We start from the raw sequence: 20,556 nt of genomic DNA on the forward strand, positions 1-20,556 counted from the left end.
TCGGACTCCGGATGAGATGGAATTACCAGTTGGTGACGGAACCGTCGCGGCGCTTGAGATGCGGCGCTTCCCAGAAGCGAAAGCTCTGTGCCTGGATCGCCGCCTCGTTGACCTCGACGCCCAGTCCCGGCAGATCGCCGACCGGGTAATGGGTGCCGTCCAGGCGAGGCTGCACGGGGAAGAAGTCTGAATTGTCGAAGCCCAGCTTCCTTTCGGGCGCCCTGGTTTCGAGCCAGGCGAAGTTGGGCACCGCCGCTCCGAAATGGACGGTCGCGGCCGTACAGACCGGGCCAAGCGGATTGTGCGGCATCAGGTCGACATAATGCGCCTCGCTCCAGCCCGCGACCTTCATCGCCTCGGTGAGTCCGCCGACATTGCAGACATCGAGCCGGTTGAACTGCTGGATGCCGCGCTCGATGTAAGGCAGGAACTGCCACTTGCTGGCAAACTCCTCGCCAATGGCGAACGGGATGTCGGTCATCCTGCGCAGGCTCTCATAAGCCTCCGGCGTCTCGTCGCGGATCGGCTCCTCGAGGAAATCGAGCACGCCGCGACCGAGCTTGTTGCAGAAGCTCGCCGCCTCGGCGACCGACAGCCGGTGGTGATAGTCGATGCCGAGCACGACCTCGTCGCCCAGCGCCTCGCGCGCCTTGTTCAGCATGGTGGCGGTAGGACCGATCGACTCGCGCGGCTCGAAAATGTCCTTGCTGCTTTGCCCGGCTGGGAAGAAGCGGATCGCCTGCCATCCTTCAGCGCGCAACTCGCGCGCCCGTTCGATGGCGGCGTCGCCCTCGGCCTCGTCTCCGGTCGAGGCGAAGGTCGGAATTCGGTCGCGCTGCTTGCCGCCGAGCAGCTCGTAGACCGGTACCCCCAGCGCCTTGCCCTTGATGTCGTGAAGGGCGATGTCGATGGCGGAGATCGCCGCCTGCAGAACCCGCCCGCCTTCGAAATACTGGCTGCGATAGAGTTCCTGCCAGATGCGGCCGATCTGCATGGCGTCGCGGCCGATGAGAAATTCGCGATAGTGTTCGACCGCGCCGGCCACCGCCTTCTCGCGACCGCTCAGGCCGCTCTCGCCCCAGCCGAAGATGCCCTGGTCGGTCTCGACCTTGACGAGCATCTGGTTACGGGTCCCGACCCATACCGGATAGGGCTTGATCGCGCTGATCGTCATTTTCGTAGTCATTCCCCCCTCATGTTCCATGCGCTTGGTGTCTCAGTTGGCTTCGAGCGCCATTTGCGTTTCGCTGTCGAACAGGTGCATGCGCTCCTGGTCGAACTCGAGCCAGATCTGCTCGTCGGGTGCGACGGCGACATTGGGGGAGACGCTGATGTTGACGATGGCGCCGGAGAGGAACGCCTGCACGAAGGTGACGTCTCCGGTCGGCTCCACCGTATAGGCCTTGGCCGGAATGGCGCCGGCAATGGCACTCTTGTGCAGCTTGATCGTCGAATGCCTGGCGCCGAGCACGACCTTCCTGGTCGTTGCTCGCGCGACCTTCTGTGCGTTGCGCGGCGACAGCGCGAGACTCCAGCCTTCCGCGCTCGTCAGAACGGCGCCGCCGTTTGCCGTCGATGCCTCCAGCGGAATGAGGCTCATCGCCGGACTGCCGACGAAGCTTGCGACGAACATGTTGGCGGGGTGGGCGAAAACCTGCGCGGGTGAATCATACTGCTGCAGGTAGCCGCCATTCATCACCGCCATCCTGTCCGCCATGGTGACGGCCTCGAGCTGGTCGTGCGTCACATAGATGATGGTCGCCTTGAGGTCCTGGTGGAACCGCTTGATCTCGGATCGCATCTGCACGCGCAGCTTGGCGTCGAGATTGGAGAGCGGCTCGTCCATCAGGAAAACTGCTGGATCGCGAACGAGGGCGCGGCCGAGCGCCACGCGTTGCTGTTGCCCGCCGGAAAGCTCGCGCGGCTTGCGTTCGAGCAACTGCGTCATGTCCAACACGCGCGCTGCTTCCCTGACCTTCCTGTCGATCTCGTCCTTGGGCAGCTTACGCATCTGCAGCGGGAAGGCGAGGTTCATGTAGACCGACTTCTGCGGATAGAGCGCGTAGTTCTGGAACACCATGGCGATGTCCCGGTCCTTGGGGTCGAGGTCGTTGACCACCCGGTCGCCGATGACGATGTCGCCCGATGTGACCGAGATCAGGCCCGCGACGAGATTGAGCGTGGTCGTCTTGCCGCAGCCTGAGGGCCCGACCAGCGCAACGAACTCGCCGTCATTGACCGTCAGCGAAACGTCGTTGACGGCTTTGAAGCTGCCATAGGTCTTGACGAGATCTTTGAGGACCACATGGGCCATGCAGGCAGCTCCCTAGTGCTTGACCGCGCCTTCCGTCAGGGCGCGCACGAAGTATCGTTGCAGGAGGAGGAACAGCACCACGACGGGCACGCTCATCATGAAGCTGGCCGCCATGAGGCCAGGAAAGTCCGTCGTGTTCTCCGAGAAGAAGCGCTGGATGCCGACCGGCAGCGTCAGCTGTTCGTTCTTGGAGAGGAAGGTGTAGGCATAGATGTACTCGTTCCAGGCGCCGATGAAGGAATAGATAGCGGTGGCGATGATGCCCGGCGCCGAGAGCGGCATCACGATCAGGACGAAGGCCTGGAACCGTGTTGCCCCGTCGATGCGCGCCGCCTGCTCGAGCTGCACCGGGATGTTGTCGTAGAAGCCCTTGAGCAGCCAGATCGCCAGCGGCAGGCCAAAGGTTAGGTAGGTCAGCACAAGCGACCCGTGCGTGTTCACCAGCCCGATCGCACGCATCAGGATGAAGAGCGGCACGAGGAAGATCACCGCCGGGAACATGTTGCGCAGCAGGACGGCGAAGAACAGGAAGTTGCGGCCCGGGAAGGTGAAGCGCGAGAACGCGTAGGCTGCAGGCACAGCCACGATCACCGAAAGGATGGTCGTGGCGGTCGAGACGATGAGACTGTTCCAGAAGAAGCGGAGGAAATCCTGGCCGACGCTGTTTTGCGGATCGAGCAGCTTCTGGTAGCTGTCAAGGGTAGGCTGGTCGGGCCACCATTGCGGCGGAAACTGCATCGCCGCGAAGCCGGACTTGATCGAGGTGAGCAGCATCCAGATCATCGGCAGCGCTGTATAGAGCAGCATGAACACCAGGAAGGCGCGTCCGCCCCAGCGCCATCCATCGATGCGCACGCGGCGGGCCGAACGGCCCCGTGAGATCGTCTCGGAAACCGTGCTCATGCGCTGCCGTCCTTCCGCTCGTTGCCGCTCAGCGCGCGGACATAGAAGTAGCCAAGCGTCATCAGGATGATGAACAGAAGCACCGAATAGGCCGATGCCACGCCCCAGCGCTGACGGCCGAAGGCGAGCTCATAGATGTGGGTGATCCAGATGTGCGAAGCGTTGGACGGGCCGCCGCCAGTCATGATCCAGGGGATGATGAAGGAGTTGAAGTTCGCGACCGCGAGCAGCAGGATCGTCACCGTCGACACATTGCGCAAATGCGGGAAGGTGACGTGCCAGAAGCGTTGCCACGCGTTGGCGCCATCGACTTTGGCGGCGCGCAGCAACTGCTCGGGAACGGTCTGCAGGCCGGCCGTCATCATGATCATGGCGAAAGGGAACTCGCGCCAGATGTTGACGACGATCAGCGAGGGCAGCACCGTTGAGACGCTGTCGATGAAGTTCGGCGGTCGCTCGGCCCATCCGAGCTCGACCAGCACCGCGCCGATGATGCCGAAATCCGAATGGTAGATCCACTTCCAGATATAGGAGGCGGCGACGGCGCTGATGACCCAGGGAATGATCAGGATGGCGCGCAGGACGCCGCGGCCGATGAAATCGCGATGCAGCGCCAGCGCCGCGGCAAACCCCAGGACGAAGGAAAAGAAAGTGGATGCGATTGTCCAGATCAGGGTGTTGAAGGTGACCTGCCAGAACACCCCGCTGGTCAGGATGGCTGTGTAGTTGTTGAAACCGACGAAGATCTTGTCGCGGAGCTGCAGGCCGGGCGGCGTGTTGAAGAACGACAATTCGATTGTGTAGTAGATCGGATAGGCGATGACGATGAGCATCACGGCGATCGCCGGAAGCACATAGGCATAGTCGGCGCGATGCTCCCACATCTTGCGAAGCACATCGGACCTGGCGGATTGCAATGTTCGGCGAGCCTCGGCCTTGCCGCTCACGATCGTCACTTTGGCGTGCCCTTGTTCATCGGAACGAACCGGCTGCGTTGTCGGCGCAGCCGGTGAGATCGCAGGTCGGGCTTTGCTTAAAGACCGCCGCCCATCAGGTCCTTGACCTTCTTGGCCGCGTCATCCGCCGCCTGGTCGACGGTCATCGCTCCGGTCAGGGCATTCTGCAGCATGTCCGGGACGATGATGTTCATGATCTCGGGCGACTGCGGCAGCGCCGGGAAGGGAATGCCGTATGGCAGCATCGACGTCGTGACATCGAGGAACTTGATGCTGTCCAGACGCTCCTTCATCCATTTGGTCTTGAAGCCGTTGAGGTTGCCGGGGTTCGAGCCGGCATAGGCCATCTTCAGCGACCATTCGGGGCTCGTCCACATGCAGATGATGGCCTTTGCCGCCGGCTCGTCCACCTTGCCGCCCTCGACATATTCGGGCTTCAGGATGTGAATGTTCGAGCCGCCGAAGACGACGGCGCGCTTGCCGTCGGGACCGGTCGGAATGAGACCGTAGCGCATGTTGTCGATGACGGTCTGCGCCTTGTCCTTGTCGGCGCCCGTCGCCTTCTTCTGCAGGTCGAGCATGACGTTGTAGTCGGATGGATGCGAGATCATCATGCCGAGCTGGCCGGCCAGGAACAGCGGCTGGTTGTCGGCCTGCTGGTTGGTGAGCGCAGAAACCGGAACCGATTTGTCGCGGACATACATGTCATAGGAAGCCTGCAGCGCTGCCTTGCTCTGCGGGCTGTTGAGCTCGATCTCCTTATAGGTCGGGTTCGCCTTTGCTTCGTCGAAGACGCCGCCGCCATAGGCCCATAGCTGCGGCATGAAGCGGTAGGGCGTGTTGCCGGCATTCTTGCGCGCCACCAGGCCGTAGCCGGCAATGCCGAGCTTGTCGTGGATCTGCTTGGAATATTTGACGACGTCGTCCCAGGTCGCCGGAGGCTTGTTCGGATCGAGGCCCGCGCGCTTGAAGATGTCGGCGTTCCAGATGAAGGCCATCGTCTCATTGTTGGTCGGAATGCCGTAGGTCACGCCGTCCCAGGTCACCGCCTTCATGGCGCCGGGCCAGAAATCCTCGGTCGAATAGCCGACATCCTCGGGCTTGAGCGGCTGCAGATAGCCCTTCGAGGCGAACTCGGTTCCACCCAGGATTTGCAGGCGGACCGCCATCGGCGCCGCATTGCCAAGGAGCGCGGTGCGGAACTTGTCGAGCAGGTCGTTGTAGGTGAGGGCCTGTTCCTCGAGCTGGATGTTCGGGTAGGTCTTGCGGAAGGTTGCGAAGAAATCCTTGTAGTATTGGCGCAGGAGGTCGGGGTCGCCCTCGAAGACACCCTGGTACCAGAATGTCAGTCGCCCCTTGTAGTCGAGCGGGGTGACCTTGGCGCAATCGCCGGCGGTGTCGAAATCCTGCGTGCCGGCAATGGAGCGCACATATTCCGGCGACCACTTGCTCAGGTCGACCGGGGGCGCGGCAAGCGCCGAGCCCGACATCAGCGATATCGTCAATGCAGTGGAAACAGCGCCGCGCAGGGCGGCACCGCCGACTGTAATCCTCCTCATAGGTCTCCTCCCAGGTTGTCCTATGCCGCTCTGCGCCTAGGCAAGCGGTCCTTGGTCGTTTCGATCGCCGGGATATGTCTCCGCCCTAATGTATCCCTTCGATCACTTTATACGTTTTCAGATCGCAGAATAGCTGTCAACGCAACAAATCGTACATTGTTTGTCGAAGATGTGCATGATATCGGTCGGATCGTGTATTGGACGAAGGGGGACGGCCTTGGCGGAAACGAGCGATTTCAAAGCAGAGCCACCCGAGGGGATTGACGCCCTCGGGGCATCGAGCGAGGGCGCCTCGCTTTACGAACAGATAAGGGAAGACATCATCGAGGGACGGCTGGCCGCAAACGAGCGGCTCGTGGTCACCGATCTCGCCCGCCGTCACGGCACCTCGACCAATCCCGTGCGCGAGGCGCTGCAATTGTTGCGCGGCGAGGGCTTCGTCACCTTCGTTCCCAACCGGGGCGCGCGCGTCCGGCCCATAGATCAGGATTTCGTGCGCGATATCTACGAGATCGGCGTTCTCATCGAGCCCGCCCTGACGCGCTGGTTTGTGGGAATGGCGACCGAGGAGGACATTGCCGAGCTCGAACGTCTCCAGGGCCTGATCGAAGAGAACAACTTCACCGACACGTTCAGGCACAGCGAGCTGGATACCGCCTTCCACACCGTGATGTACCAGCGGCACTATAATCGCCATGCCGCCGAGCTCTGGTGGAAGCACCGCGAGGTGCTGCGCGCGGTCAGCCGCCGTTTCAATTTCACGCTTGCCCGGCGCGCCGCGATCATCCGCGAGCATCGCGAGCTCATCGCGCTCGTGAAATCGGGAGAGGCCGACAAGGCGGCCGAACTCATTGCTCGCCATGTCGAGGGCTCCGGCCGGCACGTCCTCGAACACATGCGCGCACGCAGCGCCGCCCGGGCAGGGTAGCGGACCCGCAACATCGTCAGCCTGGCCATATCAGGGAGGATAGTCCAGATGAAAATCACGAGCATTCGGCCATGGCTGATCAAGTCCGACGCTTCCTACTGGGGAGAGTATCTATTCGTCGAAGTGACGACCGACGAAGGGGTCAGCGGCTGGGGCGAGATCACCACCACGACGAAGCTCGCCAACCGCGCTTTGTGCACGATCCTGCGGCAGATCGGCTCCGCCGTGACAGGGGAGGATCCGGCGCGCATCGAACATCTGTGGCACAAGATCTTCCGCAGCTTCACCTATATGGGCAGCCGCGGCGCCGCCGTCGAATGCGTGAGCGCGATCGACATTGCGCTTTGGGACATCCGCGGCAAAGTGCTGGGCAAGCCGATCTACGAGCTGCTGGGCGGGCCGGTGCGCGATGAAATCGCGCTTTACACCCACCCCAACCAGGCCAAATTCACCAGCAAGGAGGCGGTAGTCCGCGAAATTCGCGACATCGTGGAGTCCGGCCACACCGGGCTCAAATTCGATCCGTTCCCGCACCAGGGTCCGAGCGTCGATGGCGTGGCCCGCGAAAGGCGGGACGGCTATCTCGACGGCGGCATGACCCGCAAGGACGAGCGTGAGGCCGCCGAACTGACGGCGCTGATCCGCGAGACGGCGGGGCCCGATGTCGACATCCTCATCGACGCGCATGGCCGCTTCGACGTGCCGACCGCCATCCGCCTCTGCCGCAGCCTCGAGGAAGCAGGCCAGATCGACTGGTTCGAGGAGCCCTGTCCGCCCGAGAGCCTCAACGCCCTCAAGCAGGTGCGCGACAAGGTCAGCGCTCCCATCTCATGGGGCGAGCGCGGCCACACGAAATGGGATTTCGTGCCGGTGCTCGAAAACAAGCTCGCCGACTACATCATGCCCGACGTCACCTGGACCGGCGGCATCACCGAGCTCAAGAAAATCTCTGCCTTGTGCGAAGCCTATTACGTCCCGGTCTCGCCGCATGACGCCGCCGGACCGATCAATGTGGTCGCGGGAGCGCAGGTGATGATGACCGTTCCCAACTTCTACAAGCTCGAAACATCGGAGTGGGACCTCTCCAAATACGATCACCTCATCGACAGACCGCTCGATGTTTCGAACGGCAGCCTCAAGCTAACGTCGAAGCCCGGCCTCGGTGTCGAGATGAACCGCGACTACCTGCAGGCCCACGAGATCGAACTGGGCTAGCGCTGCTTAAAGCAGGCCCGGCGGGCGGGGCCACTCCCAGCGGAACGAGGACAAATCATGCCAAAGACGGATGGAGCCGACGAGGCTCTCAATCGCATCAACACCAATTCCAAGCCATCCGACCTGCGCATCACCGACATGCGTGTGGCCGAGATTGTCGGCGCGCCCTTCACCTCGGCGCTGCTCAAGATCTACACCAACCAGGGCATCGTTGGGCTTGGCGAGGTGCGCGATGGCGCCAGCGCCACCTTTGCGCTGATGCTGAAAAGCCGGCTGCTTGGCGAGAACCCCTGCGATATCGACCGGCTGTTCCGCCGCATCAAGCAGTTCGGCGGCCATGGCCGGCAGGGCGGCGGCGTGTCGGCGGTCGAGATCGCGCTCTGGGATCTCGCCGGCAAGGCCTATGGCGTGCCGATCTACCAGATGCTCGGCGGCAGGTTTCGCGACCAGGTGCGCGTCTATTGCGACACGGACGCCGAGAAGCCGAGCGGCACCGAGACCGGCAAGCGCCTCAAGGCGCGCATGGAGCGCGGCTTCACCTTCCTCAAGATGGATCTGGGCCTGATGCAGATCGCCCACATTCCGGGCGCTGTCACGGCGCCCGCCGGCGCGCTCGAAGGTTTTCACGCCAATCCGCGCGGCCGCGCCGGGACGTTGGAGGAGCGCAAGGCCCGCAATCTTGCCTACGATGCGCAGAATGTGCAGCACCCATTCACGGGCCTGCATTTCACGGAAAAGGGCATCGACCTGCTGGAGCAATATATCCACGAGGTCCGCGAGGTCATCGGCTACGAGATCCCGTTGGCCATCGACCATGTCGGCCACATCTCGCTGCAGGACGGCATCCGCCTGTCGCGCCGTATCGAGAAGTATGTCCCTGCCTGGCTCGAGGACGTGATCCCCTGGCAGTACACCGAGCAGTACAGGCAATTACAGCAGGCGACCTCGGTGCCGATCTGCACCGGCGAGGACATCTATCTCAAGGAGGGCTTTGAGCCGCTGCTGAGGAGCGGCGGCCTCTCCATCATCCACCCGGACCTTCTCACCAGCGGCGGCATCCTCGAGACCAAGAAGATCGGCGACATGGCGCAGGACCACGGCGTTGCCATGGCGATCCACATGGCCGAAAGCCCGATCGCGGCGATGGCTGCGGCGCATGTCGCGACCGCAACCGAAAACTTCATGGCGCTCGAATACCATTCCGCCGATGTCGACTGGTGGGATGATATCGTCACGGGCCTGCCTAAGCCGCTCGTCAAGGACGGCTTCATCACCGTGCCCGACAAGCCGGGGCTGGGCATAGACGATGTGGTTGACGAGGTGATCTCGCAGCACTTGCAGCCCGGTGTCACAGGGATATGGCAATCCACCGAGCATTGGGACAATGAATATAGCTGGGACCGGACCTGGAGTTAGCCCGGACGCCCTTGCCCTCATCCCTAAGGTCACAGAGCCACCGACCGACCATTCGTGTCGACCTCTCCCAAGGGAGAGGCGAAGAGAGAAACGGAAACCATGATCTACGAACTGCGCATCTATGACTGCCTGCCGGGCAGGCTGCCGGCTTTGCTCAAGCGCTTTTCCGACCAGACGCTGGCCATCTGGGAGAGGCACGGCATCCGCCAAGCCGGGTTTTTTACCACGGTGATCGGCGAAAACAACAATCGCCTCACCTATTTCCTCGCCTGGGAATCGCTGGCCGAGCGTGAGGCGAAATGGACGGCTTTCGCCACCGATCCAGTATGGCACAAGGCCCGGGACGAGTCTGAGCGCGACGGGCAGATCGTTGCCAATATCAGCAGCCAGATGCTCACGCCGACAGCTTTTTCGTCTGTGAAATAGGACCGGGCCATGAAGATCACCGACCTGCGCTGCGCCGTCATCGGCAAGCACCCGATCGTCCGCATCGTTACCGACGAGGGCCTCCATGGCCTGGGCGAGGTCGAATACACAAAGACCTACCTGAAACCCTTCGTGCTGCATTTCCGCGAGGCGCTGATCGGCGAGGATCCGACAGAGGTCGAGCGGGTGATGCTGAAGATCCGCCAGCGCGGCTCGTTCAAGCCCTATGGCGCGGCGGTGAGCGCCATCGAGCACGCGCTGTGGGACATTGCCGGCAAGGCCGCGGGCGTGCCGGTCTACAAGCTGCTCGGCGGCAAGGTGCGCGACAAGGTGCGCGTCTATAACGGTTCGATCCGCCGCAAGCGCACGGGCGACAGGCCGGAAGATTATGCCGCCGACGTCAAATGGATGATGGAGCAGCCGCAGAACTTCTTCATGCTGAAGCAGGGCATCTCGTTCCACTCCAACATGAAGGACAGCGTCGAGGGGTTTCACTACGGCGTGACGCAGAAGAAGGCCGGCTATCACGGCGCCATGGATCAGGGCGTGATCAGCGAGCGCGGTTTCAATCACATGCTCGACTGCGTGATCGCGATGAAGGAAGTGCTGGGCGACAAGGTGAGCCTGGCGCTCGACTGCGGCCCGGGCTGGATGCTGCCCGATGCGATCAAGTTCGCCCGCGCCGTCGAGACGTACAATCTGATGTGGCTGGAGGACATGCTCACCGGCGACTATGTGCCCTGGGTCAATCCGCAGGCCTATCGCGAACTGACGACCTCAACCTCGACGCCGATCCATACCGGCGAGCAGATTTACCTGCGGCACAATTTCAAGGAGCTGATCGAGACGCAGGCGGTACGGGTCATCGGTCCCGATCCGGCTGATATAGGTGGCATCGCCGAACTGAAGTGGGTCGCCGAGCACGCCTATATGCATTCGATCCTGATGGCGCCGCACGGTACCGCCAACGGCCTGCTCGGTCTCGGCGCGCTGATCAATGTCTGCGCCACCTTGCCCGCGAATTACATCGCCTTCGAATATCCGAGCGCCTCCGATCCGTGGTGGGAGGACCTCGTGATCGGCCTGCCGAAACAGATCGTGAACGACAGCATGGTGGATCTGCTCGAGGCGCCGGGGCTCGGCCTCGATATCGACGCCGAGGCGGCGAGAAAATATCTCAAGGAAGAGGATGCTGGCTTCTTCGACTGAGCTTCCCAGCTGCCCTCCCTTTGGGCGCCGGCATCAGGACGACTGTGAGCTCGCCGATCGGCTCACTGTGTCCGCCAGTCATGTTCTTGCCGGAACCCAAGGACGTCGCGCAGCTTCCGGTTTGAGATCAGGCCCTCGAATGCGTCCATGGCGCGGGTGACCGGTATGTCGGGCGCATGCTTCTTGAGGAACTCCGCCGTCGGCAACTCGGACACGATGTTGTCGTTGACGGCGTTGAATATCTGGAACCCCAGGCCGTCCTTCTCGACGCACAGGTCGACGATCTGACCGAGATCGCGCGCGTCCATATAGGTCCAGGCGTCGCGCCGCCGCTTCGAGGGATCGGCCAGGAATTCCGGAAAGCGGGCATAGTCCTTCGGTTCGACGACGCCGCCGATCCGCAGCGCATAAATGTCGGCCCCGGTGCGGGAGGCGAAAGACCGCGCGATCTTCTCGCCCAGAAGTTTGGAAAGGCCGTAGCTGTCGGTCGGATCGACGTCGTACTCCTCATCCACCGGGAAGGATGAGAAGTCGCGTTCGCCTTCGGCAAAGCAGATGCCGTAGACCGTTTCGCTGGAGGCCGTGACGATCTTGCGGATCCCGAGCTTGGTGGCGGCCTCGATCACATTGTAGGTCGACTGCACATTGGCGGCGAACATGGCGTTGTCCGGCCGCAGGAATATGCGTGGGAGCGCAGCGAAATGGATCACGGCGTCGACCGGGGCGCGGCCCTTGCCGCCGAAATACTCGCGGAAGCCGAAATGCAGCGTCAGCGCATTGTAGGCTTCGCCGGCGTCCGCAAGGTTGGTGATGACGGTATCGACACCGGGCACGTCGAGTGGCGTCAGGTCGAGGTTGAGAACCTGATGCCCGCGCTTGAGCAGGTAAGGTATGACGTGCCGGCCGATCTTGCCGCTGCCGCCGGTGAAGACGATCCGCTTGCCCATGGCTTCCTCCGAGCGAATTTGCTTGATCGAGCGGCGGATCCCACCGGCCGGCTGGTCATCCGCTATTCAAAAATGCCGTAGCCGGGGACTGCGTGTTTGCGGACGCCATCCATGTCGAGCTCGACGCCGATGCCTGGCACATCAGGCACCGCGATGTGGCCGTCCTCGACAATCGACCTGGCCCCGTTCGGCAAGCGCACGTAACTGTCCCAGGCGTCGCGCTCTTCCAGCGCGTGCCATTCCAGCACCAGGAAGTTCGGAACGCTGGCGCATACGTGGCAAGTCGCCATCGTGCCCAGCGGCGTCGACACCAGATGCGGCGCGAAGGGCACGTAGTACATCTCGGCGAGGTTGGCGATCTTGCGGCTCTCGGCAAGACCGCCGCATTTCGGCACGTCGGGCATGACGACGTCGGCGCCGTAATTCTGGAACAGCTCGCGAAAGCCCCAGCGCAGATAGAGGTTTTCGCCGACGCAGATCGGCGTCTTGGTCCGCATCCGGATCTGCTTCAGGGCCTCGACATTTTCCGCCGGGATCGGCTCTTCGAGCCACAGAAGATTGAAGCGCTCCATCTCGGCGGCGATGCGACTGGCGCTGAGCACATCATAGCGCGCATGCAGATCGATGCAGAGATCGACGTCGGGACCAACAGCGTCGCGCACCGCCGCCACACGCTCCACCATGAAGCGAAGTTCCGCGCCGTTGATGGTGTGGTTCATCCGGTCGAATTTTGTTGGATGGTGCAAATTGTCGATATCGAACTTAAGCGCCGTGAATCCTTCCGCCACCATGCGGCGCGCGCGGGCGGCACAGCCCTGCGGCGATCCCGATTCGTCATCGCCGTCGCCGCAATCGGCATAGAGCCTTATCCGGTCGCGGAACTTGCCGCCGAACATGCGGTAGAGCGGCTGGCCGGCGGCTTTTGCCGCGACGTCCCACAGCGCCATTTCGAGCCCGGTGAGGGCGATGAGAAAGATGCCGGCCTGCGCGCCGGAAAAGACATGATCGCGGCGGATCTTGTCCCAGCAATATTCGACATTGCGCGGATCCTGGCCGATCAGTTCCGACTTCAGCTCCGAGATCAGCCCGACGATCGCGGCCGCGCCCGCGTCGGGATTGGCTTCGCCATAGCCGGAAATGCCGGCGTCCGTGTCGATCCGGATCAGGGTCGCCTTGCCGTGATAGGCGACGACCGCCGTCTTGATGTCCACGATCTTCATCGGACCCTTCTCCCCGTGATGGCGCAACGCTTACAAGCGCGGATTTCTGCCTAACGGCAAACTTGTCTAATAAGCATACAAGATTGAATAATGTGCCGTAAACCCCTTTAGGTGGATTTTGCATGGGGATGGACGCTCAATGGATCGCCGATCCTTGTTTTGTTTGAGAAATTCCGAGTCGCCGGTCAGGTATCGCAAATCTCGAAGAACGCACTTGTTAGACGAGTATATAAGCGTATAAATTGGGTGATCGCTGAGCCATGCCTCATGCGTGCTGCCAATCGGGAGGAACAGGATGCAACAGCGACAGCTCGGATCGTCGCCGGTCAAGGTATCGGAAATCGGCCTCGGGACTTGGGGGATGTCGGGCGCGTTTTGGGGCGCGGCCGACGACGAGGAGTCGATCCGGGTGATCAGACGCGCGCTCGAGCTCGGCATCACGCTGATCGACACCGCCGAGGCCTATGGACACGGCCATGCCGAGGAGGTCGTCGGCAAGGCGCTGGCCGGCCGCCGCGACAAGGCCGTCATCGCGACCAAGGTTGCGCCCAATCATCTCGAACCCGCCGCGATCGAGGCGGCGCTCGATGGTTCGCTGAAGCGAATGCAGACGGACCATGTCGACGTCTATTTCGTCCACTGGCCGAACTCGGATTTTCCGATCGGCCCGACCATGGAGATGATGGAGCGACTGCGCTCATCAGGGCGCATCAAGGCCGTCGGCGTCTCGAATTTCAGCATCGCCGACATGGAAAGTGCCCGCCAACACGGCGTCATCGATGTGCTGCAGCCGCCCTACAACATGCTATGGCGCGAGGTTGAGGCCGAGACGCTGCCCTATTGCCGCAAGCACAATATCGGCGTCATGCCCTATAGCGGCCTGGCACAGGGACTGCTCACCGGCACGCTGTCGCAGGACACCAAATTCGTCGAGGGCGATGAGCGGCGCACGACGGTGCTGTTCCAGCCGGGCACCTATGAGCGGGCGGTGAATGCCGTCGACATGCTTAAGCCGATCGCGGCGCGCTACGGCAAGACGGTTCCGCAACTTGCTATACAATGGCTCACCAGCCGGCCAGGCGTCAGCTCGCCGCTGGTCGGCGCCCGCACCGTCAAGGAGCTGGAGGAAAACGTCGAGAGCGCGGGCTGGACGATTTCCGACGCGGACATCGCCGCCATCGACAGGATCACTGCGCCGGTCTGGGCGGAAATTAAGGACAAGGGCGACATGTTCGGTTTCCGCGCACGCCAACGCCAGGAGCAACAAGCGAAAAGAGCCTAGCTCAAGCCGTGTCCTCCCGGCACGCTGCGGCGCGGCCAGCGCGAATGCTGGCTGCGCCGCTTCTTCATCGAGGCAAGCCGACCGCGGTGGTCTTCTTGAGGTGCCGGCGCATCGCTTCCTCGGCTCGCTTTTCATCGCGCGCCACGAGCGCCTCGTAGATCGCCCTGTGCATTTCGGTCGCCGAGGGCAGAGCATGAGGCATCTGGTTGCTGATGCGCCTGCTCGCCATCTGCCACCACCGGGACGAATACATGAAGCGGTCGAGAATCCTGTTCTGCGCCGCCCGGCAAATCTCCATGTGGAAATCCAGGTCGAGCTTTAGATAGGCGTCGGGATTGTCCTCGCTGGCCGACATCGCCGCCAGCAACGTGCCAAGGCGCTCGAGATTTTCCTTGGTCATATGCTTGGCCGCGATGGCGGCGATGGCCGGTTCGATGATGATCCGCGTCGCGTGCGCTTCGGCCAGGATCTCGCGCATCTGCTCGGGCGGCAGCCAGTCGATGAGCAACGGGCTGAGATAGTCCCACTCTTCGGCTGGGCGCAGCACCACGCGCCGTCCCTGCGCGATCTCGATCATATCCAGCGACGCCAGCATCTTCAGCGCCTCTCGGGCGACCGCGCGCGAGACCCCGAATTCCTGGAGGATCTGCTGTTCCGACGGCCCCTGGGCGCCGGCGACACCGCTGCTGGCAATGCGCCGCGCCAGCACACCCGCCACCTGCTTGGGCAAAGTTTGAAGCTTGACCTCGACGGTATCCATCATTAACATCCACTTGTCTGATAAGCTTATAGGCTGATAGCTAGATATGCAGTCAACTTATCTCATAAAAACGCTCACTAGCCTATAACGCGGCCTGCGGGAAGGGAGGATCGAGCGGTGTCCAGCCGCCGTGCCCTGTTGCCGCCGTCCGAGATCACGATCGATACGCCCTCGCAACCGAGCGAGGCGTGTCGGAGCGCAAGTGCCCGATCGCCCGGAGGCTCGCAAGCGTCGTCCGGGAACCAATCCAGGCAGTCTCGCGGCGGGAGGAGCACGCCGGCGGATTGCCGATGCTGAAAGTCGTCGGCCGTCCCTGCGATGGACCGACCAATCAAACCAGGAGGAGATTGTGATGTCCGGAAACTTATCGAGACGCAAATTCCTGGCCGCGAGCGCGGCGGTGACGGCCGGCTCGCTTGCCGCGCCGTGGGTTGCCAGGGCGGACGCCCAAGAGATCACCGCATTGCTGATCACGGGCGGCCCGCTCTATCCCAAATACTGGGAGAAGATCGTTCAGGACTTCACCGCCAAGACCGGTATCAAGGTTCGCTACGACCTCCTGGAATTCACGCCCTTGACGGCGAAGGTGGTCACGTTGAGCGCGGCGCGGTCGAGCCAGTACGACGTCTACAGCACCCACACGGCGCAGATCGATTCCTACTTCAATCATTTCGCGCCGCTGAACAGCTATTTCAGCGACTCCGAGCTGGCGGACTTCTATCCCGTCGCGGTCAAATATTTGCGCGATCCCAAGACCGGAAATCTGGCGGCGATTCCGCGCAACATGGATGCGCGCGTTCAGTATTACCGCAGCGACATCTACCAGGAAAAAGGCCTGAAGCCGGCCGAGACCTGGGAGGAACTCGTCGATGTCGGCCTGAAACTCACCGGCAACGGTCACTATGGCCTTGTCGTGCCGGGGCAGGGCGATCCGGCGCAACGCACTTTCAGTGATCTTCTCTGGCAAGCCGGCGGTGACTGGGTCGACCAGGCCAACAAGCCGGCCTTCAATTCCGAAGCCGGCATCAAGGCGCTCACCTTCTATCGCGATCTGATCCAGAAGCACAAAATCGTGCCGCCCGACGCTGTTGGCTATCAGTGGAACGAGAACTCCACCGAATTCTCGTCCGGCACCGTCTACGCCACTTTCGATTGGCCGGGTGCCTTCGCCACCCTGTCCAATCCGGAAACCTCGCGCGTCGTCGGCAAATGGTCGACGGCTCCCTATGTCCGGGACAAGGCCGCGATCTCTTGCGCCATCTCGCATGCCATGGCGCTGAACGGCCAATCCGGCCGCAAGGAACCCGCCGTCGAGTTCATCAAATACACGGTCAGCACCGACGCCCAGCGGCTGCAGTTCGACCAGTTCACCAACTTCCCGAGCAGCCAGAGCCTGGCCAAGGAAGTGATCGCCGCGGCCAAGGGCCCGCAGGCGACTTGGCTGCAGCAGCTGGAGACGACGATCGCCAACGGCAAGGAATGGCCGAAGCTCGCCGGGTTCTCGAAGGTCTGCACCTTGATGTTCTCGGCCATCGAGCAAGCCCTGTCCGACCAGGCTTCGCCCGCCGACTCGCTCAATCAGGCGGCGAAGGAAGCGGAAGAAACCATGCGCAGGGCCGGAGCTTACGATTGAGCATGGCGCCCATTGCGCAGGCTCCCGTGTCAGGGCGCCGGCGACGTTCGCCGCTGCCCTACACCTGGCAGAGAGGATACCTGCTGGCCAGCCCGGCGCTTCTCGTCATGCTGGCCATCCTCATCTATCCGCTCGGATATTCCTTCATCATGAGCTTCTTCCGCTGGGATCTGAGCGGCTCGGCGCCATTCATCGGGACGGGAAACTACACCGACGAGCTCTTCGGCCGCCAGTTCAACCAGGCGCTGCGAAACCAGACCATTTTCAGCGTCGTTTCCATCACGATCGAAGTGGTGGCCGGCATGGCGATCGCCGTGCTCGTCAACGGCAAATTGCGCGGCATGCGCCTTGCGCGCACCTTGCTTTTGGTCCCGCCGATGATCGCGCCCGCCGTCGTCGGGCTGAACTTCCGCTGGCTGTTCAACACCCAGTATGGGCTGGTCGATGCGCTGCTGCGCATGTTCAACCTGCCCGACATTCCGTGGCTCAACGACCCGACTTGGGCGCTCGTCTCGGTGATCGTTGCCGATGTCTGGCAGAACACGCCGCTGATGGTGCTCCTGTTCCTTGCCGGCCTGCAATCCCTGCCGCAGGAGCCGCTCGAGGCGGCCACCGTGGACGGCGCCACGCCATGGCAGCGCTTCTGGCACATCGTGCTGCCGCTGATGCGCCCGGTCATCATGATCGCGCTGATGCTGCGCATCATCGACACGTTCCGCACCTTCGACGTCGTCTGGCTGATGACGCAAGGCGGACCGGGCGGTGCCACCAACCTGCTCACGGTCTATTCCTATCTGCTGGCGTTTCAGGCGGTGGATTTCGGACACGCGGCGGCGGTCTCATACATCGCGCTGGGCATGTCGCTGTTCGTGCTCGCACTGCTCTACGGAGTGCCGTGGGTCATTGCGAAACGGAGGGCGATATGACCGAAGCCGTCATTGTCGGCGCACGTCCCATGCCAAAGCGCCGGCGCCGCCGGCTCACGGCGGGGATCGCCGGCCAGTATTTGGCGCTGGTCGCGACCGTCGCGCTCACGGTCTTTCCGTTGGTGTGGCTGTTCCTGACCTCGATCCGCAGCTCGGCCGACATCTTCTCGGTTCCGGTGCATATCATCCCCGAGACCGCTACGCTGACGCAGTATGTCGCGGTCTTCGCCCAGTACGACACCATGGGCTATGTCTGGAACACCGTCGTCGTCTCGGTGGCGACAGTCATCCTTGTCCATTTGCTGGCCATACCCTGCGCCTATGCGCTGTCGCGCTTCAGGATGCCGGGCGCCATGCTGATCTTCGGGGTGCTTTTGATCATGCGCATGATCCCGGTCATCGCGCTGGCGATTCCGCTCTTCGCGGTGTTCGCCGCCATGGGCCTGCTCGACACCGTCTGGGCGCTGATCCTCAGCCATACGGCGGCCAAGCTCCCAGTCGCCATCTGGCTGCTTCTGGGCTTCATCCAGGATGTGCCGAAAGAGATCGAGGAGGCGGCCCAGTCGGATGGCGCCGGCACCGTGCGCACGCTGGTCCAGATCGTGGCGCCGCTGATTGCGCCCGGCATCGGCGCCAGCGCCGTGATCACCTTCCTCTTCACCTGGAACGACCTGCTGCTCGCGCTAACGCTGACCTCGAGCAAGGCCGCTCAGACGCTACCCGTCGGCCTCACCAATTTCGTCTCGCAGTACGGCATCGACTGGGGCGCCATGTCGGCCGCAGGCGTGCTCATGGTCATCCCGACTTTGGTGTTCGTCTGGTTCGCCCAAGGGCTGCTGGTCAAAGGCCTGACCACCGGGGCCGTTCGCGGCTGAAGGGCGAACGGCTTCGACGACGGTTGAACGCAACTGAGTGACGATTGGCGAGGTTGGCACCTCACCGCGCATTGGAGGAAACGGAATGGAAGCTGACCAGATACCGGACATTTCCCGGCCGCCACGAGAACTGGTCGACGCGCTGGCGGCGATCGGTTCGGCGACACTGGCCAGCGAGCTCTATCACAAGATGGGCATTCGCGATCCGCAGATCCGTGGACCTCGCCCATTGCGGCTTGGCAGCACGGCGGCAGGGCCGGCGCTCACGCTCCAATGCATGCCGAAGCGCGAGGATCTGTACAACGAGACGGAGTATGAGGAGCCGGAGCGGCAACTGCACCGGCACGTCCTTTATCCCACCAAGCCGGGCGACATGGTGGTGGTCGATGCCCGCGGCGATATGGGCAGCGGCATCTTCGGCGAGATGATGCTGACCTATTTCGCCGGGCGGGGCGGCGCCGGCGTCGTCGTCGACGGCTGCATTCGCGATTCCGCTCAGGCGGCGGCGCTCGATATCGGCATCTGGGTGAGGGGCGTCACGCCGAATTTCCACGCCCAGACCAACATCGTCCCCTTCGCCGTCAACGTTCCCATCGCCTGCTCGAACGTGCTGGTCATCCCCGGCGACATCATCGTCGCCGACGACGATGGTGTGGTCGTCGTGCCGGTCGCCCTTGCTCCCAGCCTGGTCGAGCTCGCCGGCGCGCATGTCGAGTGGGAGGAATTTTCTCGCTTGCGGCTCGCGCAAGGCGGAGACCTGCGGAAATATTATCCGTTGAGCCCCGAGGGCGAGGCCGAATACCGCGCATGGCGGCAGGCCCAAGGAAAATGAGCCGCGCCGGTACGGGAGAAAGCTAGGTGTCCGCAATCGAGATAGAACAGCTCGGCAAGAGCTTTGGCGCGGTGGAAGTTCTGCGCGACGTCAACATCGAGATCGCCAGCGGCGAGTTCGTGGTCCTGGTCGGTCCGTCGGGCTGCGGCAAGTCAACGCTGCTGCGCATCATCGCGGGGCTCGAAGAGCATACTACTGGCGAGATCCGCATCGGCGGGCGCGTCGTCGACGAGATGCCCGCCAAGTCGCGCGACATTGCCATGGTCTTCCAGAGCTACGCGCTTTATCCGCATATGAGCGTGGCCGACAATATGAGCTTCGCGCTTCGGCTGGCCAAGGTTCCCCGGGAGGAGATCGTCTCCAGGGTGAAGGCGGCTGCCGAAATCCTCGGTCTGCAGGACCTGCTTGGCCGCATGCCGCGTCAGCTGTCCGGCGGCCAGCGCCAGCGTGTCGCCATGGGCCGCGCGATCGTCCGCGCCCCCTCGGCGTTCCTGTTCGACGAGCCGCTCAGCAATCTCGACGCCAAGCTGCGCGTGAAGATGCGTGCCGAGATCAAGAAGCTGCACCAGCGGCTCGGCCGCACCAGCATCTACGTCACGCATGACCAGACCGAGGCGATGACGCTGGCCGACCGCATCGTGGTCCTGAACAAAGGCCGCATCGAACAGATCGGCACCCCGTCCGAACTCTACGAGAAACCGGCCAATCTGTTCGTCGCGGGCTTTATCGGCTCCCCGGAAATGAATCTTATCGAAGGTCGCGTCGACAACGGCGCGTTCGAAGCCGGTTCAGGTCTTCGCCTGCCTCTGCCCAAAGGGTTGCAGTTCCGCGGCGCACAAGAGGTGATTTACGGGATCCGTCCCCAGCACATCATCGTCGGGGGCGATCATGCGAGGGCAAGCGTCCAGGTGGTGGAGCCGACAGGGGAGGCTCAGGAGCTGACATTGAGGACAAGCGGGGTCGAGCTGGTGGCCGAAGTTCGGGATCACCCGCCGTTCAAGCCCGATCAAGAGGTTGGGTTGGAGGTGATGGTTTCCAAGGTCCACCTGTTCGACGCGCGAAGTGGCATGAGGATAAATCAGGACGAACTCGTCAGTGGGTAGGGGGAACTGCTCGCCCGTGGAGCTGAAAACCTCCAGCTCCAGCCAGGCGCTC

Annotated in this window: 19 protein-coding genes; 11 read left to right on the forward strand and 8 right to left on the reverse strand. The window is 62.7% G+C overall.

All coding sequences use genetic code 11. From position 1 onward, the window contains the following. Positions 1–22 precede the first annotated feature (22 nt). The 5 genes from EN852_RS04405 to EN852_RS04425 all read right to left on the reverse strand — a co-directional run bounded on the left by EN852_RS04405 (position 23) and on the right by EN852_RS04425 (position 5,732). A complete protein-coding gene (locus EN852_RS04405) occupies positions 23–1,186 on the reverse strand; it encodes a mandelate racemase/muconate lactonizing enzyme family protein (protein WP_127875618.1) in 1,164 nt (387 codons plus the stop codon). Positions 1,187–1,216: 30 nt separating this feature from the next. After that, complete coding sequence (locus tag EN852_RS04410; RefSeq protein ID WP_127866882.1) at positions 1,217–2,314, reverse strand: ABC transporter ATP-binding protein; 1,098 nt, start codon at positions 2,312–2,314, stop codon at positions 1,217–1,219. A 12-nt stretch (positions 2,315–2,326) separates the two neighbouring features. Continuing rightward, positions 2,327–3,217 carry a carbohydrate ABC transporter permease gene (locus EN852_RS04415; RefSeq protein WP_095818911.1) on the reverse strand — a complete coding sequence of 297 codons (891 nt, stop codon included), beginning with the start codon at positions 3,215–3,217 and terminating at the stop codon, positions 2,327–2,329. Beyond that, on the reverse strand, positions 3,214–4,173 hold the full coding sequence (locus EN852_RS04420) for a sugar ABC transporter permease (RefSeq protein WP_127875617.1): 960 nt from the start codon (positions 4,171–4,173) through the stop codon (positions 3,214–3,216). Before EN852_RS04420 ends, EN852_RS04415 begins: the two co-directional genes overlap by 4 nt. Positions 4,174–4,250: 77 nt before the next feature. After that, positions 4,251–5,732, reverse strand: coding sequence for a sugar ABC transporter substrate-binding protein (locus tag EN852_RS04425; protein WP_127875616.1), 1,482 nt, complete (start codon positions 5,730–5,732; stop codon positions 4,251–4,253). Between the two features lie 217 nt (positions 5,733–5,949). Here EN852_RS04425 and EN852_RS04430 point away from each other — a divergent pair, with 217 nt between their 5' ends. The 5 genes from EN852_RS04430 to EN852_RS04450 all read left to right on the forward strand — a co-directional run bounded on the left by EN852_RS04430 (position 5,950) and on the right by EN852_RS04450 (position 10,926). Beyond that, entirely contained in the window at positions 5,950–6,660 is a 711-nt protein-coding gene (locus EN852_RS04430) for a GntR family transcriptional regulator (protein ID WP_127875615.1), read from the forward strand. A 48-nt stretch (positions 6,661–6,708) separates the two neighbouring features. After that, the gene (locus EN852_RS04435; protein WP_127875614.1) at positions 6,709–7,875 is read left to right on the forward strand and encodes a mandelate racemase/muconate lactonizing enzyme family protein; all 1,167 of its coding nucleotides are present in this window, start codon (positions 6,709–6,711) and stop codon (positions 7,873–7,875) included. A gap of 57 nt (positions 7,876–7,932) precedes the next feature. Beyond that, entirely contained in the window at positions 7,933–9,291 is a 1,359-nt protein-coding gene (locus EN852_RS04440; RefSeq protein WP_127875613.1) for a mandelate racemase/muconate lactonizing enzyme family protein, read from the forward strand. Positions 9,292–9,390: 99 nt separating this feature from the next. After that, the gene (locus EN852_RS04445) at positions 9,391–9,717 is read left to right on the forward strand and encodes an NIPSNAP family protein (protein ID WP_127875612.1); all 327 of its coding nucleotides are present in this window, start codon (positions 9,391–9,393) and stop codon (positions 9,715–9,717) included. Positions 9,718–9,726: 9 nt separating this feature from the next. Then, positions 9,727–10,926: a mandelate racemase/muconate lactonizing enzyme family protein gene (locus EN852_RS04450; protein ID WP_127875611.1), complete on the forward strand. Its 1,200-nt coding sequence runs from the start codon at positions 9,727–9,729 to the stop codon at positions 10,924–10,926. A gap of 62 nt (positions 10,927–10,988) precedes the next feature. Here the strand turns inward: EN852_RS04450 and EN852_RS04455 are convergent, their stop codons facing one another. Beyond that, on the reverse strand, positions 10,989–11,873 hold the full coding sequence (locus tag EN852_RS04455) for an NAD(P)-dependent oxidoreductase (protein ID WP_127875610.1): 885 nt from the start codon (positions 11,871–11,873) through the stop codon (positions 10,989–10,991). 62 nt (positions 11,874–11,935) lie between these two features. Continuing rightward, positions 11,936–13,093 (reverse strand): mandelate racemase/muconate lactonizing enzyme family protein, encoded by a 1,158-nt coding sequence (locus EN852_RS04460; RefSeq protein WP_127875609.1) that lies wholly within the window; start codon positions 13,091–13,093, stop codon positions 11,936–11,938. 295 nt (positions 13,094–13,388) lie between these two features. Here EN852_RS04460 and EN852_RS04465 point away from each other — a divergent pair, with 295 nt between their 5' ends. Continuing rightward, positions 13,389–14,375, forward strand: coding sequence for an aldo/keto reductase (locus EN852_RS04465; RefSeq protein ID WP_127875608.1), 987 nt, complete (start codon positions 13,389–13,391; stop codon positions 14,373–14,375). Between the two features lie 64 nt (positions 14,376–14,439). Here EN852_RS04465 and EN852_RS04470 read toward each other — a convergent pair whose 3' ends face one another. Next, positions 14,440–15,135: an FCD domain-containing protein gene (locus tag EN852_RS04470; protein ID WP_246694172.1), complete on the reverse strand. Its 696-nt coding sequence runs from the start codon at positions 15,133–15,135 to the stop codon at positions 14,440–14,442. Positions 15,136–15,487: 352 nt separating this feature from the next. On the opposite strand from EN852_RS04470, the gene EN852_RS04475 reads away from it, so the two are divergent. The 5 genes from EN852_RS04475 (at position 15,488) to ugpC (ending at position 20,504) form a co-directional block, all read left to right on the forward strand. Next, entirely contained in the window at positions 15,488–16,768 is a 1,281-nt protein-coding gene (locus EN852_RS04475; protein WP_127875606.1) for a sugar ABC transporter substrate-binding protein, read from the forward strand. 2 nt (positions 16,769–16,770) lie between these two features. After that, positions 16,771–17,694 carry a sugar ABC transporter permease gene (locus EN852_RS04480; RefSeq protein WP_246694189.1) on the forward strand — a complete coding sequence of 308 codons (924 nt, stop codon included), beginning with the start codon at positions 16,771–16,773 and terminating at the stop codon, positions 17,692–17,694. After that, the gene (locus EN852_RS04485; protein ID WP_127875604.1) at positions 17,691–18,569 is read left to right on the forward strand and encodes a carbohydrate ABC transporter permease; all 879 of its coding nucleotides are present in this window, start codon (positions 17,691–17,693) and stop codon (positions 18,567–18,569) included. The genes EN852_RS04480 and EN852_RS04485 overlap by 4 nt, the downstream gene beginning before the upstream one ends. An 85-nt stretch (positions 18,570–18,654) precedes the next feature. Continuing rightward, positions 18,655–19,401 carry a ribonuclease activity regulator RraA gene (locus EN852_RS04490; protein ID WP_127875603.1) on the forward strand — a complete coding sequence of 249 codons (747 nt, stop codon included), beginning with the start codon at positions 18,655–18,657 and terminating at the stop codon, positions 19,399–19,401. A 26-nt stretch (positions 19,402–19,427) separates the two neighbouring features. Beyond that, positions 19,428–20,504 carry a sn-glycerol-3-phosphate ABC transporter ATP-binding protein UgpC gene (gene ugpC / locus EN852_RS04495; protein WP_127875602.1) on the forward strand — a complete coding sequence of 359 codons (1,077 nt, stop codon included), beginning with the start codon at positions 19,428–19,430 and terminating at the stop codon, positions 20,502–20,504. The last annotated feature ends 52 nt before the right edge of the window (positions 20,505–20,556 follow it).

This window comes from Mesorhizobium sp. M2E.F.Ca.ET.209.01.1.1 (assembly GCF_004010375.2).
GTDB lineage: Bacteria > Pseudomonadota > Alphaproteobacteria > Rhizobiales > Rhizobiaceae > Mesorhizobium.